Origin of the sequence: Ferdinandcohnia jepli, from assembly GCF_047246645.1 — a bacterium.
Classification (GTDB): Bacteria; Bacillota; Bacilli; order Bacillales; family Bacillaceae_L; genus Ferdinandcohnia.
This window is the reverse complement of the sequence record NZ_JBFOKR010000012.1, coordinates 64,101-82,499: the sequence shown is the minus strand read 5'-3', so window position 1 is coordinate 82,499 and position 18,399 is coordinate 64,101. Positions and strand designations below refer to the sequence as shown.

The 18,399-nt window shown below is 35.3% G+C and carries 17 protein-coding genes and 1 pseudogene; 4 read left to right on the top strand and 14 right to left on the bottom strand.

From position 1 onward, the window contains the following. Positions 1-30 precede the first annotated feature (30 nt). The 7 genes and pseudogenes from AB3M96_RS14075 to AB3M96_RS14045 all read right to left on the bottom strand — a co-directional run bounded on the left by AB3M96_RS14075 (position 31) and on the right by AB3M96_RS14045 (position 5,802). Entirely contained in the window at positions 31-471 is a 441-nt protein-coding gene (locus tag AB3M96_RS14075) for a hypothetical protein (RefSeq protein ID WP_412968260.1), read from the bottom strand. A 313-nt stretch (positions 472-784) separates the two neighbouring features. Then, positions 785-1,087, bottom strand: coding sequence for a hypothetical protein (locus AB3M96_RS14070; RefSeq protein WP_412968259.1), 303 nt, complete (start codon positions 1,085-1,087; stop codon positions 785-787). A 113-nt stretch (positions 1,088-1,200) separates the two neighbouring features. Continuing rightward, a complete protein-coding gene (locus AB3M96_RS14065; protein WP_412968258.1) occupies positions 1,201-2,061 on the bottom strand; it encodes an EamA family transporter in 861 nt (286 codons plus the stop codon). A gap of 95 nt (positions 2,062-2,156) precedes the next feature. After that, positions 2,157-2,838: pseudogene (locus AB3M96_RS14060) on the bottom strand (YdeI/OmpD-associated family protein). A 46-nt stretch (positions 2,839-2,884) separates the two neighbouring features. Beyond that, on the bottom strand, positions 2,885-3,700 hold the full coding sequence (locus AB3M96_RS14055; RefSeq protein WP_412968257.1) for an alpha/beta hydrolase: 816 nt from the start codon (positions 3,698-3,700) through the stop codon (positions 2,885-2,887). Between the two features lie 100 nt (positions 3,701-3,800). Further along, complete coding sequence (locus AB3M96_RS14050) at positions 3,801-4,961, bottom strand: Na+/H+ antiporter NhaC family protein (protein ID WP_412968256.1); 1,161 nt, start codon at positions 4,959-4,961, stop codon at positions 3,801-3,803. Positions 4,962-5,355: 394 nt separating this feature from the next. Next, positions 5,356-5,802, bottom strand: coding sequence for a hypothetical protein (locus AB3M96_RS14045; protein WP_412968255.1), 447 nt, complete (start codon positions 5,800-5,802; stop codon positions 5,356-5,358). Positions 5,803-6,214: 412 nt separating this feature from the next. Between AB3M96_RS14045 and AB3M96_RS14040 the strand changes: the two genes are divergently transcribed. Then, positions 6,215-6,766 carry a CueP family metal-binding protein gene (locus AB3M96_RS14040; protein WP_412968254.1) on the top strand — a complete coding sequence of 184 codons (552 nt, stop codon included), beginning with the start codon at positions 6,215-6,217 and terminating at the stop codon, positions 6,764-6,766. 29 nt (positions 6,767-6,795) lie between these two features. On the opposite strand, the gene AB3M96_RS14035 is transcribed toward AB3M96_RS14040, so the two are convergent. The 4 genes from AB3M96_RS14035 to AB3M96_RS14020 form a co-directional block, all read right to left on the bottom strand. Further along, the gene (locus AB3M96_RS14035) at positions 6,796-7,263 is read right to left on the bottom strand and encodes a GNAT family N-acetyltransferase (protein ID WP_412968253.1); all 468 of its coding nucleotides are present in this window, start codon (positions 7,261-7,263) and stop codon (positions 6,796-6,798) included. A 201-nt stretch (positions 7,264-7,464) separates the two neighbouring features. Next, positions 7,465-7,665, bottom strand: a complete 201-nt coding sequence (locus AB3M96_RS14030; protein WP_412968252.1) for a hypothetical protein — start codon at positions 7,663-7,665, stop codon at positions 7,465-7,467. A 190-nt stretch (positions 7,666-7,855) separates the two neighbouring features. Beyond that, the gene (locus tag AB3M96_RS14025) at positions 7,856-8,194 is read right to left on the bottom strand and encodes a nuclear transport factor 2 family protein (RefSeq protein WP_412968251.1); all 339 of its coding nucleotides are present in this window, start codon (positions 8,192-8,194) and stop codon (positions 7,856-7,858) included. Positions 8,195-8,478: 284 nt separating this feature from the next. After that, positions 8,479-11,703, bottom strand: coding sequence for a DEAD/DEAH box helicase (locus AB3M96_RS14020; RefSeq protein WP_412968250.1), 3,225 nt, complete (start codon positions 11,701-11,703; stop codon positions 8,479-8,481). A 277-nt stretch (positions 11,704-11,980) separates the two neighbouring features. On the opposite strand from AB3M96_RS14020, the gene AB3M96_RS14015 reads away from it, so the two are divergent. After that, positions 11,981-12,613, top strand: a complete 633-nt coding sequence (locus tag AB3M96_RS14015; protein WP_412968249.1) for a LysE family transporter — start codon at positions 11,981-11,983, stop codon at positions 12,611-12,613. A gap of 34 nt (positions 12,614-12,647) precedes the next feature. Here AB3M96_RS14015 and AB3M96_RS14010 read toward each other — a convergent pair whose 3' ends face one another. Then, positions 12,648-15,179 (bottom strand): DEAD/DEAH box helicase, encoded by a 2,532-nt coding sequence (locus tag AB3M96_RS14010; RefSeq protein WP_412968248.1) that lies wholly within the window; start codon positions 15,177-15,179, stop codon positions 12,648-12,650. A gap of 229 nt (positions 15,180-15,408) precedes the next feature. On the opposite strand from AB3M96_RS14010, the gene AB3M96_RS14005 reads away from it, so the two are divergent. After that, a complete protein-coding gene (locus tag AB3M96_RS14005; protein WP_412968247.1) occupies positions 15,409-16,560 on the top strand; it encodes a glycosyl hydrolase family 18 protein in 1,152 nt (383 codons plus the stop codon). Between the two features lie 41 nt (positions 16,561-16,601). On the opposite strand, the gene AB3M96_RS14000 is transcribed toward AB3M96_RS14005, so the two are convergent. Further along, complete coding sequence (locus tag AB3M96_RS14000) at positions 16,602-16,964, bottom strand: hypothetical protein (protein WP_412968246.1); 363 nt, start codon at positions 16,962-16,964, stop codon at positions 16,602-16,604. A gap of 168 nt (positions 16,965-17,132) precedes the next feature. Here AB3M96_RS14000 and AB3M96_RS13995 point away from each other — a divergent pair, with 168 nt between their 5' ends. Next, on the top strand, positions 17,133-17,267 hold the full coding sequence (locus AB3M96_RS13995; RefSeq protein ID WP_412968245.1) for a hypothetical protein: 135 nt from the start codon (positions 17,133-17,135) through the stop codon (positions 17,265-17,267). A gap of 54 nt (positions 17,268-17,321) precedes the next feature. Here AB3M96_RS13995 and AB3M96_RS13990 read toward each other — a convergent pair whose 3' ends face one another. After that, complete coding sequence (locus AB3M96_RS13990; RefSeq protein ID WP_412968244.1) at positions 17,322-18,248, bottom strand: SDR family oxidoreductase; 927 nt, start codon at positions 18,246-18,248, stop codon at positions 17,322-17,324. Positions 18,249-18,399: the final 151 nt, after the last annotated feature.

Here is an 18,399-nt window from a genome sequence, read left to right as displayed (position 1 = left end):
TGACCTTTTTTAATATGTGCTTGTTATCCTCTAATCTTCCTTGTTCCTTTCAAATTCTTTTAATTCTTTCATAAATAGGTTTGAAGTTTTTGAGTCATAGTTAGATAGTTCCTTATACCACACCAATTGATTCTCACCTATCGTGTTATCTGTTTTCTTCAATATATAAATGATAAAATTCCGATGTACTTCTATTTGCCTGTTAAGTTTAACAATTCCGTCGTTATCTACATTATTAATTGCTGTTCTTAAGTCTGCATATAAACTAGATAAATACAAAAGTTGATCACCAATAATCCTTAATTCTGATCCCATTTCTGTAAAGTTATGTGCATTACTAATTAACTCTCCAATAAATCTTTCTATTAGGACATCTCCGTTTTTCTTTTTCAGTTCTTCTATCCAAAAGCTGGCTGGGCTTTCTAAGTCAAAAATAGTATTTCTAACGGTTGTCTGATACTTTGATCCCATAGAAAGCTTAAAGTCTTTGTTTTTTTGATATTGAACATAGTTAAACCCGACAGAAGCAATTAATAGTAAAACAACTGTATATTTTATTAGTTTACTTGATTTGATGAAACCTCCTCCCTTCTTATATCAGTGCTCTTTCAGGATTATATCCTTATATAAAAATAGTACTTTTCTTTATTAGTTATTTACTTTGCTCCAGTTTACTAATTTTACCATAAAATCACTCGTAAAATCGCAAAAAAACAGTGTTATTTCTACTAGAAATACACTGCTTTTGTATCTGGTTTATTCACTTTTAAATGTATATGAGTTTCTATTCCTTCGCTACTATTTCGAATTTTGAATCGGGGTATTTCCGAATAACAACTTCAGAACCTGGTTTTAGTTGTATTTTGTTAGCAATTTCTTTTCCCAGATACCAAATATGTGAGCGTCCTTCTCTGTATCTAAATGATGTAACATAAGGTGTCCCATTAATAAACACCGTTAATTTACAATTTGTCTTAGGAAAAAACCTCTTGAAGTCCTTTGTTACACGAATCTGCATCTTTTTAACATCAATCTCAGTTATTGAGTTTCCTTGAGCTGGCAGGGTGAAAATTTCTCTTTTATTCATAAGCTGTCCCCTTCCTTTTAAGAAAAAATCATAGTGTTACTTAAGTTTATTCTGTAAAAGGTAACTCATTCCTACGTTCGTAGTCCACTCAACAATTACAATTAAAAAATTCACTATAAAATAAGGAAAATTGTCCCGACAGTAATTATAATTCCACCAATAATCACATGCTTCGTTGCCTTCTCTTTTAGGATGAGGAAACTGAGCACAATGGTTAGTACCACACTGAATTTATCAATGGGTGCAACTATTGATACTTTTCCGATTGCAAGTGCAGCAAAATAGCATAACCACGACAAACCTGTTGCAACACCAGATAAAATTAAAAAGATGTATCCTTTTTTTGTGATCTGTTTCATTTGTTTAAAGGTTTTCTGAAAAAATACGATGGCCCATGCAAAAAGTAAAATAACAATTGTACGTAAAAAGGTTGCTAAAATGGAATCAACATCCTCTAATCCTAACTTTGCTAAAATCGAGGTTAAGGCTGCGAATACTGCACCTAAAATGGCATATAAAATATACACTTGTGATCCTGTAAATCGTTTGTTTTCTTCACTTTTACCTATCAGGACAAATGTCCCCAACGCTATAATTGCTCCTCCGGTAATTACAAAAGTGTCAAGCGGTTCTCCTAATACCATAAAGGATAAAACAATCGTAAGAACTACGCTTGATTTATCAATAGGGACTACTTTTGAAACGTCTCCCATTGCTAATGCTTTAAAGAAAAATAACCAAGAGAGACCTGTTGCAATCCCTGATAAGAAAATGTAAAGCAGCGCCTGATTTGAAACTAAAAATACAGTGTTAAGTTGATCTGTAACAACCACGACTACAAAAGCCATAATAACCACAACAATTGTTCGAATGGCTGTCGCTAAATTCGAATTAACATTTTCAATACCAATTTTGGCTAGTATTGCAGTTAAAGAAGCAAACAGTGCTGCTAAAAGTGCAAGAATTATACTCATTGTGATCCCTTCTTTTGGTTAAAAGTTAATGACTATATACTGTCGACAAATAAAAAGCGATTTCTAATAGAACATCGCTTAACTTAATTACTTATTTAATTAGCATTTCTACGATATAAGTCCCTACTTTTATATCCACTAGCTAGAATCAATTTCATTTCTTCACGTCTTTTTTCTTTAGTTGATTCTTGTTTTGCACTATAAATATAACGGGCCCAGTCTTTTTGGTACCCAGGTGTAAGGGCTTGATAGAATGTTAATAATTCAGGAACGTCACTTAAATCCTTTTCAATCTCTGGTATATAGCTTATATAATCATCAACACACTGACTAGCTAGCTTTACTAGACGTAGCATTTTTGCTTTTTGAATCCTCTTTTAATCCAACGATCGTAAATACGTCGTCTAATCCAACCATTCGATTAAATTTTATTGTACTTTCCCCAATATACCCGTTTTCGTCTGCTCCTAAGCCTTCAAATAGTGAATCTCTATGTATATAGCTTGTATATTTTTTATTTCCCTTTTTAGGATAAGCCAGCAAAAGGTACCCATTTTGAATAAGAAAGTTTTGGCTTTTGACTTTATCAACAATTGATTTTAATGATTCCATATTTAATACGAACGAAAAAATAAGATCATATGATTGATTTGGCTCAAGTTTAGTTTCGTATCTGGGTAATCCTGATAAGTAGTCGCTCCCTTCAGGTAAATCTAAAACGGCTACTTTCTTATATTTTGTAAGATTTAGTTTTTCAACAATCGTTTTTGTCATTATACTCACCTATCTTAAAGTAGTAAAAATCTACTCAAAAGATTTTTTATTATATATTGTTTATCCAACGCCCAACCATATCAATCCAATTTACCACGTCAGTCTGTATAGATGCCTCATTATTTAGACCCTTTGTTTCTTCTGTTCCGAGTGACAATCCATGAGCACCTCTTGGATAAATATGCATTTCCATGGATACATTGTTTTTTAATAGAGCATCTGCGAATAATGTACTATTTTGAACAGGAACAGCAAGGTCTGTCGCGGTGTGCCATAAGAAAGTCGGCGGTGTTTCCTGTGATACCTGTTTCTCAAGAGATAATAATTCTAACAGTTCTCTATCCCCATACTTATCACCTGCTAAAGCCTTGAAACTACCTTGATGAGCATACTCCCCTGAGGAAATAACAGGATAACAAAGGACAATTCCATTTGGTTTAATTTGTTCACTTGAAAAAGGAAGTAAGTCTGTTAAAAATTCTTTATTCCAAAACACGCCAATACTTGCAGCTAAATGCCCACCCGCAGAGAAGCCTAGTACTACAATTTTCGTAGTATCGACATTCCATTCTTCTGCATGTTCTCTAACCTGACCTATAGCGCTGGCTAATTGACAAAGAGCTGTTGGAAAAACAGCTGGAGCCACACTGTACCATAAGACACATGCATGGAAACCCATAGCGTTCATTTGAATGGCGATCGGCTCTGCCTCTCTGTCAGAGGTGAATTGATAACCTCCTCCAGGGCAAATTATAACTATCGGCCTTTTTCGATTTGGGTCAATCTGTGGTGAGTTATTTAGTATATAGGTTGTTAAAGTTGCATTTTCACCAGCATGGGAAATATCAATTGTTTTATGGATCATAATGTCACCTTCCATTCTGAGTTACTAATCTACTAATAATTTCGGTATTTTTTAAAATAATCCTTTGTTTGTACACAAATTTGTACTGGTCTTTACCTAATTATGATGCATTGGCAATGTCTTGATTATGCTTATTGTTTTTTAATAGTTTCACAAATGAAACTACTATTGTGAAGATAGGTAAACTCCAAATAAAAATGGCGTATGGTAAATATGATATAATCGGCACCCCAACAACTGCACTACACATTAAAGCTAAAACACTCCAAGGAATCATTGCTGGAAATAACATTGTGGAATCACCCATTACCCTAGACAGTTCTTCTTGAGTATGGTTTTTTCTCCAACGAGTTAATAAGGTTCTTCCAGTAAGAATAATTGGTAATGTTTGGTTTGCTGCGATTAAGGATATCCCGAAAGTAGCTAGTATCGTTTTAATAGTGTCATCTACTATATTTTTGGAGGTATCAAACCATTGATCAATTAAAGGTTGGATAAGCTTGAACTCTTCTAAAATACCATTATATGCTCCAGCCAAGGCTAAGAAAAGCAGGAGGAGATACATATTTATTAGGCCTCCACCCTTCCCTTCAACTCCTAACAATAATGAAGAGAAAAGTTCTTGTGTCGTTACGTCATTTGTGAGTGCTAGCATACTAGCAGCAACGATACTTAGAAGAAATCCATAAATAATGCCTTTTCTAAATAAAACAACCGCTATTAAAATGAGCGGGGGTAAAAATGATAAAAGAGAAATCTCCTTCAAGCCAGGCGTTACCTGAGTTATAGTGAAAGTAGATTTAGAATCTAAAATTCCATAAAATAGTATAGCTATTGTGACTCCTATGACAGTTGTAACTGACATTGCTTTAAACTGTTTTTTTGTCGGCGTTTCAACTGTATGAGAAAGTAGTTGAAACGCACTGGAAAAGGGTGATGTTCGATCTCCTACAAATGCTCCAGATATTAGCGCACCTGCTACTATTTCAAGAGGTAATTCAATAGCTAAAGCTGTACTTATAATTGGTATACCTACAGCACTTAATGTCCCTACAGAAGTACCTAGAGTCATTGAGAACAACATCGCGATTATAAAGGACAGTAGGTAAAAATGTTCAGGTGTAATTACATAAAGGGATAATGATACTAGCTGATCAATCGTCCCAGATAAATACCATGAAGGAAGTACGAAACTTACAAGTAAAAGTATTATGATAACACTTTGAGTTTTACTTACTCCATTGCGACTGATTTGCAACAAAGTTTTAAAGGAAACCCCCTTCCGTCTAACTAAAAAAACTAAATATATATAACCAGGAAGCATTCCCAAAACTAGTGGAATTTGAAAACTAACAGATAATAAAACTCCTAAAAGTGTTACAAGAATTAAGCTGATAATTTGTAGTTTCTTGTATTTGTATGTATTCAGTTCGTTCACCTCAAAAAACGTTAGATAAGTAACACTTTAAATAGTATCACGTTTACATGTAAAAACAATTAGAATCTGACGACAATGGTAATTAGAAAACTCGGCGATTGCCGAGCCATTAGGCGACAGAAGAGCCGTAGTTGCACTTATACAGATAGGAAAGAATTTTATAAATTCCTATCGCAAAAAAACGGAGCTGCTGTGCAACTCCGGCTAAGTGAATCTTTCATCCATTCATTATAAAAATTGCAACTATCGAGATGACGGGAATTGCAGACATTAATGCTAAGCCAATAAAAAACAAGGTATTAACGATATTTTTTGATTGGCTTAAAGGATTATGGCCAATAACGTCCCTTCTAGTAGCTAGGGCATTTATTTTTGCGATGGCAACTATTACGATGATTGAGAGTAATGGTACGAAGATATTTATTGGCTCAGTAACTTGTTCAATTTGCATAAAGCCAAATACAATTAATAGTATTGGTATAGATTCAGCAACCGCTACATTTATAAAAAAACGTGTCTGTTCTTTTTGTAGCCCTTGCAATTTAAGCTCCTGACCATTATTTATTTGTGCCTGAACCTGCCTCATGAATTTCTTAAACGCTAATAAGATCCCAATAACTGCTATCGCTGTTGCAGCAACAAATAACCATGCAGGATTTAGCATAATATCCCTCCTTTTAAAGTTGTTCTCTTACTCAAGGTACCACTTTGTCAGAGAAGAATAAAGGTTCAAGGCCTTAATAACTTGTTAGAAATCAGGTTATACCTGAGGTTCTACCCCTTAAATCGTAGGTATCTGTAAAATGATGAAGATGGTACCCAGCAATTATATAGCCAATTGCTCCTACGAAAATAGATTCATTGTTTGCTTTACCTTTTCTCCGCCAAGAAGTTTGATGTGTCCCCTCACGAGTGAAATTGTTTCCCCAAAAAGTCGACTACTTTTTTTGATAGATAAAACGAATGTGATAGTTCTGTGACATAATTAGTTGAATGGGAGAAAGTTAGTTATAATATGATAATATGGATGTTGGTAGTAAACTCAAACTTAGTAATAGAAATATGGAGTTGATAAAATGAATGCAAAAAGAATCTCTATTCTTGGATTGGTTGTCATTGCGCTAGGGTTTGTTTTATATGTTGCAACTAACAATACAGATGAACCAACTGAAGCGAAAGTTGAGGACATTAAGGCATTGGTTGATGATTATAGTGCCAAGAAAACCGATGACGAAACTGCATCAATTACTTCAAAAGAACTCATTATTACAAAAAGTGATGAAAGCCAGGTAACTTATGAATTACCTGAAGACGAATTCTTTGTTTCCATTGCACCGTTTATTAATGAAACACATCCATGTGCAAACCATAGCTTAACAGGCTGCCAGGGAGAATTAGTGGATGCTGATTTTGATATATATATCGAAGACCAAGATGGAAAAGTGATTGTTGACAAAACAATTAAATCATTATCTAATGGTTTTGTTGATTTATGGGTTCCGCGAAACAAGAACTACACTATAAAAATCGGTTATGATGGAAAACAGGCAGAAGCAGAATTTTCTACATTTGAAAGCGACAATACCTGCATTACAACCATCCAATTAAAGGATGAAAAAAGCGCCTAAAAGGTGCTTTTTTCTTTTTACTAACCCGATTAATTAATAAATTCCTTTTTGAAAATTAGTTCTCCATAATCGTTTTCTTTGTACTGGCTAATAAACCCTACACTTTCGTATAAATGTATGGCGTGTGTGTTTTCTTTCTCAACAGTTAAGTTAATAACTTTACACCTGGGATGTGTCTCTTTAATAAATTTAAGTATTTCCTCTAGGGATTTTCTTCCTAAACCTTTCCCTTGGTGTTTTTTGTCGACTTGGAATCCACCAATCCAATAATTTTTTTCACTGTCAGGTGTATAACTTAGATAAAACATACCAATTATTTCTTCGTTAACATATATCGCATATGGCTCAAGTGCTTCATCCCAAGGCTTAAGATATGCATAAGCGAGTGATTCTGCAACCGACGGAACGAATGTTCTTTGATTGTCCATTACCGAGATACTGAATGCTTCTTCCCAGTTTTCTTTTGTGATCTTTTTAAACTGAATGGTTTGTGTCATTTATTCAATCTCCTATAATAATTTCCTTATAATTTATATATCTAGCTACTATTTTGTATGTATATGATTCTTAGATCAATTTAAAACAAGTCATATTCACATTCTAATCGTTGTCTATAGAGATTCATTATCCTAATATGTTCTTCTCTTCGTCTGTCTTCCGGCCAGTACATATGCATCAAGCTGTATTCAAAGACCTCTTTACAAAAATGACATCCACGTAATTTCTTCAACCTGTTCATCGTACGATTTATAACCCGAGAGTCTAGCATAATAGTTTTCTTGTACACCACTACAATGATATATTTCATTCGTAATTTTCTTTACTTTGTGTATCTTAATAGGGTACTTTTTATTGACGAAATCTAAGACATATTGTTCATCAACTTCTTTTCTAACCATTTGAATAACCACCTATTAAGTATTAGTACTGAAACAGTTTTCAATTACCGCTTCTAATAATACGATTAGTGGAGAGAAAAGTTCACAATTTTTTATGTTTCACGGGATATTATATATTTTACCGATTTCTTTATAAATCACAGAAAAAACACGTAATTTAAAAGGAATTTATCACGTGTTTTTCTGAATGTTATTTTACAAACCAAACTTTCGTTATTTTATCACCTGTTATTTCATATATTGCGATTGCCTCCGATGTAATACCATTTGCACGCCCAGTGATGTATTCATGATCTATTACAGTGTTTTCTTTTACAATTCTACCTTTTAGTTCTGCATGTTGATTTGGGTTGTTTTTAAACAGGTCATCATATCTTTTTTTGAAATCTTTCATTCCAGATAGCTTAACCTCATTTGTAGGAAAATCCATTACCACTACGTCCTCACTATAAACTGAAATGAAATCTTCGAGTTGTTTATTGTTGTATGCATCTAGTTGTTTTTGCGCTAATTTTTCCGCAAGTGTCATTTTGTACCTCCAAATAAATAAGTATTCTGCTGTTTAATTTACTATTTCTCTTCCCGTAAGTAAACAAAAATTGTGAATTACAGGAGTTTAAGTTTATTTCATCCATCAATACAAACCATACTTCTGGTTGACCAGATAAAAGAAAATAGCGGTGCATGGATTTCCAATTACACGCTGGTACACTTGAGGAAATAGATCAAGTTTAATCGCAGTTAGTAATATTAGGAACAATGACTAAAGTTCAATAAAAAAAAGAGCCTAGTTTAGGTTCTTTGTTGTTGTAACTATATCATTAAGATTTCTTTAATATCATCTTCAGTTAATGCAGTGGATCCTTTGTTTTCTGAATCGATTAGTTCGCCGATTAGATGTCTCTTTTTATCTTGTAGTTCATTTATTTTTTCTTCGATTGTTCCTCTACTAACGAGTTTGATAACTTGAACATTATTTGTTTGACCAATCCGATGGGCACGGTCTGTTGCCTGCTCCTCAACAGCGGGATTCCACCAAATATCATAGAGAATGACGGTATCCGCACCTGTTAAATTAAGCCCTGTTCCCCCCGCTTTTAATGAAATAAGGAATATATCTCTTTCTCCTTCATTAAATTTGTTACAAAGGTCAACTCGTTCTACTGAAGGGGTTTGTCCGTCAAGATAGAAATAAGAATATCTTCTTTTAGTAAGCTCACTACCGATAAGTTTTAACATCTTGGTAAATTGAGAGAAAATTAATACTCGTTTTCCTGAGAGCCTTGCTTCCTCTAATACCTGTAATAACTGCTCATATTTTGCAGAACTTCCCTTATAACCATCCACAAACAACGCGGGATGACAGCAAATTTGTCGTAACCGAGTCAAACCCGCTAATATTTTTATTCGGTTTTTCCTCATGGTGTCTCTATCCAGGTGTTTTAAAGTGTCTTGTCGTAGTTTTGCCAAATAAGCCGCATAAAGCTTCTTCTGTTCTGGTAATAATTCACTCGATTCAATTGATTCAATTTTATCAGGAAGTTCGGATACAACGTCCTTCTTTACTCTCCTAAGCATAAATGGGCGGAGCCTTCTAGCGATATCTTTTCTTGAAAGATGGCTATATTCCTTAAGACCTTGGAAAAGCTGAGGAAAGATAACATGATAAATTGACCAAAGCTCTTCAATCGAATTCTCAATCGGAGTTCCAGTTAACCCGAATCGAGTATCTGCTTGTATTTTTTTTACTGCTCGAGCAGTTTGTGTAACTGGATTTTTAAATGCTTGAGCCTCATCGAAAAATACTGTATGGAATACTTGAGTCTCATACCACTTTATATCCTTGCGGAGTAAATTGTAAGAAGTAATGATGACATCAACTTGATCTAGTTGTTTTTGAAGTTCCTCTCGATCTGATTTCTTACCGTCAATGACAATAGCTTGAATAGTCGGAGCAAACTTCATGATTTCGGCTAACCAATTATAAGTCAATGATGTTGGTGAAATGATCAGGATAGGAAGATTCTTTTCACGTATGTTTTCTAACTCAGAAGCAATATACGTTATGCTTTGAAGGGTTTTTCCGAGTCCCATTTCATCTGCTAACACACCGCCAAAACCATAACTGGCTAATGATTTCATCCACTTGTATCCTTTTTTTTGATACGGGCGTAGGATAAATTCCAATTGGTTTGGAACTTCAAATTCCAATTTTTCAGGGTAATGAATTTTATCTAAAAAATCTCTGAACGATTCCTCAATTTTAAAAACCTCACTATGTTCAACAGAGTCAAGAAACTTCAGACTTTGAATAATGGGCATATTTAGTTCCGCTTCAATGTCGTCATGTTGAACGGGAACCGCTTTTAAAAATCGTTGGATTTCTTCCATTTCCCTACTTTCTAATGAGAGTAAGGTGCCATCTCGCAATCGGTAATACTTTCGTTTTTCCTCAAGAGCAGTCAAAATATCACGTATATGTTGGTCTGGTATACCGTCCATTTCAAAGTTGAATTCGAGCCAATTGGTTCTCTCCTTTTTGACCTTCACCCTTATTTTTAAAGGAGGATTCCCCCTGAAAATACGATTTCTCACGGCTGTTGTAGCATAAACTTGTACTAATTGTTGTAGCTTAGGCACTGTGTGGTAGAGAAAATTGTATTCTAACTCTTCGTTGTACATGTAATAGCCGCCGTCTGTTTTGGAGAATAAGCTCTCCTCCATTAACTCAAGGATTTCTTCCTCTTTTTCATAATCTCGGATGATGAACGGACTAATTTGCTCTTCATTACTTTCCAATGGTTGGATGATGATATTTTCATAGTGGAATTCAAGTCCAGCTAGTAACCGATTTTTAAGACGATCCAAATATAATCTTGCCACTAAAGGAGCCTTTGAAAACTGTCTTGTTAATGATCCGGGTAAGTGAACAACTCCAATTTTCTTCAATTCTGGTACTATATTCGTAATAAAGCTTTCCATTTTATCATTTGGTATTGCAATTTGGTTACCTTCTGGTGAATTCAACATTTGTCTTAACTCTAGTAAGCGGGTACAGTCCTGTTCATTTAGTTTAAATAATCTTGTTCCGCTTAATGCCATATTATATGAACGGAAAATGGTTAAATTTTCGAACCCCTTTATAGTTAACTCAATGCTCTCATTTTTTTGTTCAGAGAAAGAGAAATGTAGAGGTAATGGTCCCTTATCTACTTTGAAATTAATAGATTGCCCTTGATACTCAAGAGTAGCAAGAGATCCAAGTTCTAATGAAGGCATTAGATCTTCCCATGAAGATGGAGGAATAACTAATATGTGATTATTCCTCAAATAAACTGCTTCATCAAGTTTTGTATGAAAGTACGCATTTTCATCTTCTGCCACAGCTATCATCTGTTGAATGACAACATCTGCCTGGGGAGAAAAACAATGATTAGATGGGTGGTAAACAAATCCTTTAGAAAATGTATACTTCTTTCCTCGCTTTACGTTAGTTAGAAAATCTTTTATGTCTGTAGCCTTATTTTCACCGAGATATACACTAATTCCAAACATATTAGAGATGTCATCTAAGAAAATAGGTACACAAGAAAACTTGAGATCTAGTACTTCTCTTTTTTCAAAATGTCGCTGAGACCCACTGGGCTTTACTTTTCTTTCACTGAATAATGTCATTAGACCTTCAGCTAATTCTAGGTTTTGAACGTTAGTTGGACCCTTTTTAATGGTATCTGCTGGATACTCATTCGGTCTTTGTTGCTGATCATGAATGGCTAGTAGTACTGCCGCTATATGTTGACAATCCTTTTGAAAGGTTTTAAGTGTGGGACAGCTGCATGTTGTTTGTAGCTTTCCTCCATAATTACTACTCTCAATCGTTACGTAAAATTCCTCTGAACCAGTTACTGTGGCTTCACAGTAAGTTTGATTGTATTTTGTGAATTTTACCTTGTTTGTACGGAAAAAAGTATCTCCCTTTTTGAAGGAGACGGTGCCGCATAAATCTTTTATTTGTTTGTGAGTTACCTTTATATTCAAGGAATCCCGCTCCTTCTAATCCTTTAACATTGATAGTAATGTTACTTTTTTTATGTAACCAATTCTATCATATTTCTTCTAAAATGACGAAACTGATGTTCGTACCCCAAATAAAATCGAGAAATTATTGGACAAGGGTCATACGTTCCAAACTTTTTCATAAAATGTACAAGTTGTATTTTTTATAAACTATCTTCCGGTAAAGAGAAATCAATTAGAAAAGACTTGTTTCTGCGTTAAATCGGTAGGCGGTTTAAAAGGGATGGAGTGATGACTATTGAGTGTAAGCATATTACTTAGTTATATACTATTAGGGTTAACTTTGGCCGCTCCAATCGGTCCAGTTAATTCAGCCCGTTTAGATAAAGGAATAAAAAATGGCTTTTGGCATGCTTGGGTAGTTGGTGCTGGCTCCATGATTGCAGACGGAATCTTTATGCTCCTCGTTTACCTCGGTTTGGTTCAGTTTCTTGGTATCCCCGGTGTTCAAGTCTTTTTGTGGTTATTTGGAGGCTTTGTTTTAATCTATACTGGTATTGAAAGTATGTTAGGCGCTAACTCCGTTGATTTAGAGTATAGTAGAAACAAAGATTCTCTATTAAAATGTTTTCTTACAGGTTTTATTATGTCAATAACCAGTCCACTATCCATTTTATTCTGGTTAGGAATTTATGGCTCTGTTTTGGCAAAAACAGCGCAGGAAAATGGAACTGGCGAATTATTAATATACAGTTCAATGATTTTTATAGGATTAACCTTATGGGATATTTTCGTGGCAGCATTAACTACATTTTTTCGAAAATATCTAAATAGTATTGTCCTCATCTGGATTTCTATTTTGTCTGGTTTATCCCTACTAGGATTTGGCGTATATTTTGCATATCAGGGTATTACAACACTTTTTGGATAAGTTCTAGGACTGAAAATAGAAAGTAGCTAATGAGCTACTTTCCATTATTTCTGTTCGGATATTTCTTTGGTATACGTGATGGTCTTCGAGGACGTTCAAAATAACATTCATTACATATGGTAAATGAAAATCCAATCGGAAGATTTTTCCCACACCGTTTACACACTCTCTTAGCTGGTTGTACCCCTGATTTCAATTGCTCATGTATTTTGTCACTGATTTCTTCTCTTATTCTTTCCCAATAATGTGCTTCTGTGTTCTTCCCGAGCTTGTATAGGAAAAGCAAATGTAGACCTATTGCTTTATAGGATAATTCGAGTTCCTCAAGTCCTGAGTCTTTAACAACTGGATCTGGTAAAGCTTGTCCATCAACGATCGCCTCTAAATTTCTTTTCCATTGGGCTCTTAGTTGTTGCTCATTTGAGGAAAACGGTAAATGTAAAAAGCCATACAAATCAGGTAATGACAGCTTTGCTTCAATAATTGTGTCTTCTACGAGTTCATATAAAAGACGTTCTTCAGAGAGTGTTGCTTTTTTTGTTCCTTCCGGGCTTTTAAATTGATCCCATAGGTAAAAGAACATCCCGAGTTTTCGAGAGTATTTTTGAAACTTTTCAAGTACAGCTGTAGTAGGTGCAATAGCGAAACCTTCAAGCGGCTCATCCTCCTGTTCAAGAAGACGAGTCATTGTCTTACTATCACTTGTGAATGACACCCTTCCAATATTATAGATTCCCTTGCGGCCAGCACGTCCGGCAATTTGTTTTACCTCTTGAGAGGTTAACAACCTTCTTCTCGTACCATCAAACTTATCATTTTCTAAGAATACAATCCTTCTTATAGGTAAGTTTAATCCCATTCCAATTGCATCTGTTGCAACGATAACGGTTGTTTCACCATCAATAAAACGCTCAATTTGCTTCTTTCTTGTTTCCGGAGGCATGCTGCCATAAATCATACTGACTCTACGGCCGGTTCTTTGAAGCTCAGATGCCGTCTCAAGAACCTTCCTTCTTGAAAAACAGACCAATGCATCTCCTTTTTTTGTATGATTTAGTTTAAATAACTGGTTTTCTACCTCTAAAGGAACATCTCGTACATATTCATAAACTTCGACTTGTGAATCTCCTAACAACTGTAGGATCATTGATTTTGCATGGAAGCTGCAGATAATATGGACTTCCTGTGCGTTTGCTTTCGTAATGGCCTTATACCAAGAGAATCCTCGATCTTTATCAGCAATCATTTGTGCCTCATCAATCACAACAATCTCATAATAGTCCTTCTCACGTAACATCTCTACAGTAGAAGATACATGTGCTGCTCCTTCAACATATTTCTCTTCTTCCCCTGTCTTTAAGTTACATGGTACACCTTCGCTATTAAGGGTCTCATAAATTTCTAAGGCTAATAAACGTAAGGGTGCTAAATAAATACCACTTTTGGCTTCTTTCATCCTCTGAATAGCTTGAAAGGTCTTACCAGTATTTGTTTCACCTACATGAAGGACATATTGAATATTTCGTCCGGGAAAAAGGTTATATTCTCTTCCAAATATGTCTTCCAGCATCCTTGCTTCTTCTTCTTGCTGCCTTTTTCTTTCCTCTTTTTCTCGGATGACCTTTTGTTCTCGTTCATAGATATCGGTCTTAAAAAGTTCCCGATGAGTATTAAGGTCAAATGGAATATCGATAAGTTTCGTTAAGTCAGAAATGTATTCGTCTAAGAAGTCCTCAAATAAATCATCCCTTAGTTCAATGAACAATTCATAAGCCGCTTCTGTCAAAAACGATTCATTCAGTGCTTCATTAAATGCTTGTTTATACTCATCGAACAAATGATCGGGTAGATGATTTTTTAACCAGTTTGGCCCAAAATCAAGTAAATATGTAAGAATGAGGTTCTCATACTGTTCGGTAGCATCTTCATGAAAAAAGTATTGAGTATATAAGAATTCTGTTTCTTTGTAAATGTACGACGAAAAGGTGATATCTTCTGAAGATAAAATAATTCCTTTTTGTTCAATCTCAATAGCTAATTGGCTGCCTAGTAAATACCGAACATATAGGTAAAGCTCTTCGTAATTTTCTCCGAGCAACTGCTCAGTATAGTATACAAGCTTGTCTAAGAATTTGCTTTTTACTTCTCGATCCTTCTGGTTTTTCATACGTTCGGTATATACTGCTCTTGCAAGTGTATATTTTTCTTTCCATGCTTCGTTTTGATTCGCGAACTGAGTTTCTAACCAATCCAGGATGTTATAGGGCTCTACACTTCGAATCTCTGTTCGAAACAGCTGATTTATGAGCTTCTTGGGTACATCTTCCACTTCAAAACCATGTTCCTCAAGAAATTCCTTCTTTTCCGAATATCGAGCATGACTCCCGGCTGTGTTCAACCATGCATTTTGCCAAATCTGTTCAAAAAAATGTCCACGCTCCCTAATATATTGTTCATATGAAGGCATATCTTCTTTTTCCTCTAAATAGTGATTGATATCTTCCATCACCATTGCTTTTGCTCGTTCTATAGCTCTTTGATAGTAATGCTCTAAACGTTCGCTCATGAGTTAACCCCTTTAGTACACGTAATATGTCTTAGGATATTTTTTAATGATTATAAAGTAAAGAAATTTCAACTCCTTTATCCAAGGCGCTTGCGCTTTTCTTTTATTGTGCATTCAATATCCAAAAATATGAATACTGCCTTTTATAAAAGGTTGATATTACCAAGCAAAACATGGTCTTCTCTCTGTTACAATTCTATAGTGAAGAAGATTAGGAGGACAACAACCTATGAAAAAACAACATGTCTTCATTGGTGTCTTTTTAGTTGTACTATTTATGGGTGGCTTCTTTTCTGGTGCGTTTTTCTCTAAGAATGAAGCAAAGCCAGAATATGATGTAAAACAGTCGCCATATTCGACTAAATCCCCAAATATGAAGGATATGCCTAAGATAGAAGAACAGAAATCAAGCGTACTAATTGGTTACAATCAGGATTTCAGAGATCCAAATCAAGTCGACTACGAAAAACTTACACATGTCATTTTTTCATTTGCTCATCCAGAAAAAGACGGTAGTCTATTATTTACTGGGGACCATGCAATAAAAAATCTGCAGGACACTGTGAAAAATGCTAAGAAGCATCAGACAAAGGTTATTTTGGCAGTTGGTGGCTGGTATCACATGAATGGTGGAGAATCCTATGGTTATTTTTCATCAGCATTAGCCAATCAAACGAGCCGGAACAAGCTTATTACTGAACTGATGACAGCAGTGGAAAAATATAATCTTGATGGAATCGATATTGATTTTGAACATCCACGAACAAATGAAGATGCAACGAACTTAACTGTTTTTATGAAAGAATTAAGTAAACAACTCCACAGCAAGGAAAAGGAATTATCAATTGCAGTCCATTCTAAGATTCATGGAGAAACGCTAACCGAGCTAGGATATGTTAAATACGAGCCAACGATGTTTGAGTATGTTGATTATGTGAATATCATGGCCTATGATGGTCAATGGGATGGAGGTTATTTCGCTAAAAACCTATCCCCTTACCCGTTTACTGAGAAAATAGTTAGTTATTGGGGAACCCTTTTTGACTCACATAAACTGTCAAAAGAAAAATTGGTTCTAGGTGTTCCATTTTATGCACAACCTGAAAATCCAGATATAAAACAAGTATCTTACGGAGCAATTGTAAGTGCAGATCCTAAGAATGCAACTAATGATACTGTTATGATGAATGACACAACGTATCATTTTAATGGGAAAACAACCATGCAACGAAAAACCGAACTAGCCCTTAATAACGGCTTTGGCGGAATGATGATCTGGGAGCTAGGGCATGATTCAACTGGTCCAGAAAGCATGGTAGGTACAATTTATGAGGCCTTGGAAGCAACTAAGGTATCTGGTTATTACACCTTGAAAAAATAAGAAAAAGGATTGTACGGATGAATCTGTACAATCCTTTTTCGTTATTGTTTATTTTCTCGATATGTTTTAAATGCCAGAAACCCGGCTAATAATCCCTCAATAAGCATTACAGTCTCTGGTAAACTTCCAAGTGCTCCGCGACTTACAATAAAGAAAGAAATGGAAAGAATAGCTATTATTCCAAAAAAGACAGGTGTACTCTTACTTTTTTTTCGCCATGATACCATTATTAGTACGATACTTACTAAAAACAGTAGAAGAATAGGTATAAAGAATAAATAAGAAGTGCTTTGAACACCATCTAAACCAGCAAGTAACATCAATGCTATAACGAAAACTGTTAAAAATAAAACCCCAATCCCCATTAAAATCCCGCCTAAACGAACAACACCACTATAGCGCATTTCATATCCCCTTTTTAGAACGCAATTTTCTTTATTTTAGCATGAGTAGTGGAGAAAATCTTATTAAATTTTAATAATTTTCTGTTTAATAGATGAACTACATTATCTTTAAAAAATTTAATAAATAACCTCGTTTTACCCATGCTAAAAATGGTGGAGGTGAAAAAAATGAAAGATTCAAATCCTGTAGAGTTCACCGGAAAAGTTCTTGACCAACGGAATGATTTAACAGGCCCAGATCAAGGGAAAGCATCGTTTCCTGAAAAGCCAAATAACGCTCCTATAAAGGAACAGAAACGGTAAGAAAGAAAGCCGAAAAATAGATAAGATGGCTTTCTATTTTTCGGCAGGTAGTAACTAAGCCATAACCTGCCCACCATTTACATGTAATGTTTGCCCTGTGACAAATCGAGAGTCATCTGAGGCAAGGTAAACATAGGTTGGTGCAAGTTCAAAGGGTTGACCTTGACGATCCATTGGGTTCCCGGCAAGTGGTACTTGATCTGCTGAAAAGCTTGAAGGAATGAGTGGAGTCCATACTCGACCAGGAGCTACAGCGTTAACCCGAATTCCTTTTGAAACAAGATTTCTTGCTAGTGCACGTGTAAAACCTACATTAGCAGCCTTTGTTGCTGTATAATCAATTAGCTGATCATATCCGTAAAAGGCAACAACTGAAGCCGTGTTAATAATAGAACTTCCCGCTTTTAAATGTGGTAAAGCAGCTCTCGTTGTATAAAAATGTGAATAGATATTTACTTTAAACGTATCATCAAATTGTTCATCAGTTATATCAAGAAGACTGAGTTGTTGAAACTGAATCCCAACATGATTACATAAAATATCAAGTTTTCCAAAGGTTTTTACTGTTTCCTTAACGATAGATCTACATTGTTTTTTATCCCGCAAATCGCCTGGGAGTAACAGACACTGTTGGCCAATTTCCTCAATTCTACTTTTCGTGCGTTCGGCGTCCTCTTGTTCATCTAAATAAGAGATAGCCACATTAGCCCCTTCCTTTGCAAACGCAATTGCTACGGCTGCCCCTATTCCACTATCCCCACCTGTAATCAAAGCAACTTTTCCACTCAGTTTAGCGCTTCCTTGATAGTTTGGGTTTTCAATGATGGGTCTTGGTACCATTAGTTTTTCTACCCCTGGTTGACGAAATTGTCTTTGCTCAGGGACCGTTAATGCAACATCCTCATATTGAGTGATTCTCCCGTAGTTTGGACTCAAGGGATAGTTTTGCTTCCCTTCATTTTCTCGTTTACTGCTAGACATAGGCAACCTCCTAAATTCAATACTGATTTAGCGTATGAACTAAGGAAAGTTCAGGTGCTTGTATGCTGGTATACAAGAAGAATCTTCGCAGGTACGGGCTCATGAAACGACAGAGATGAATAAAATGGGGTAAGCATCTAAAGGAGGCATA

Coding starts and splice junctions, on each gene's coding strand:
- AB3M96_RS14075 (WP_412968260.1), bottom strand. CDS start 471: ATGGGATCAAAGTATCAGACAACCGTTAGAAATACTATTTTTGACTTA.
- AB3M96_RS14070 (WP_412968259.1), bottom strand. CDS start 1,087: ATGAATAAAAGAGAAATTTTCACCCTGCCAGCTCAAGGAAACTCAATA.
- AB3M96_RS14065 (WP_412968258.1), bottom strand. CDS start 2,061: ATGAGTATAATTCTTGCACTTTTAGCAGCACTGTTTGCTTCTTTAACT.
- AB3M96_RS14055 (WP_412968257.1), bottom strand. CDS start 3,700: ATGATCCATAAAACAATTGATATTTCCCATGCTGGTGAAAATGCAACT.
- AB3M96_RS14045 (WP_412968255.1), bottom strand. CDS start 5,802: ATGCTAAATCCTGCATGGTTATTTGTTGCTGCAACAGCGATAGCAGTT.
- AB3M96_RS14040 (WP_412968254.1), top strand. CDS start 6,215: ATGAATGCAAAAAGAATCTCTATTCTTGGATTGGTTGTCATTGCGCTA.
- AB3M96_RS14035 (WP_412968253.1), bottom strand. CDS start 7,263: ATGACACAAACCATTCAGTTTAAAAAGATCACAAAAGAAAACTGGGAA.
- AB3M96_RS14030 (WP_412968252.1), bottom strand. CDS start 7,665: ATGGTTAGAAAAGAAGTTGATGAACAATATGTCTTAGATTTCGTCAAT.
- AB3M96_RS14025 (WP_412968251.1), bottom strand. CDS start 8,194: ATGACACTTGCGGAAAAATTAGCGCAAAAACAACTAGATGCATACAAC.
- AB3M96_RS14010 (WP_412968248.1), bottom strand. CDS start 15,179: ATGAGCGAACGTTTAGAGCATTACTATCAAAGAGCTATAGAACGAGCA.
- AB3M96_RS14005 (WP_412968247.1), top strand. CDS start 15,409: ATGAAAAAACAACATGTCTTCATTGGTGTCTTTTTAGTTGTACTATTT.
- AB3M96_RS14000 (WP_412968246.1), bottom strand. CDS start 16,964: ATGCGCTATAGTGGTGTTGTTCGTTTAGGCGGGATTTTAATGGGGATT.
- AB3M96_RS13995 (WP_412968245.1), top strand. CDS start 17,133: ATGAAAGATTCAAATCCTGTAGAGTTCACCGGAAAAGTTCTTGACCAA.
- AB3M96_RS13990 (WP_412968244.1), bottom strand. CDS start 18,248: ATGTCTAGCAGTAAACGAGAAAATGAAGGGAAGCAAAACTATCCCTTG.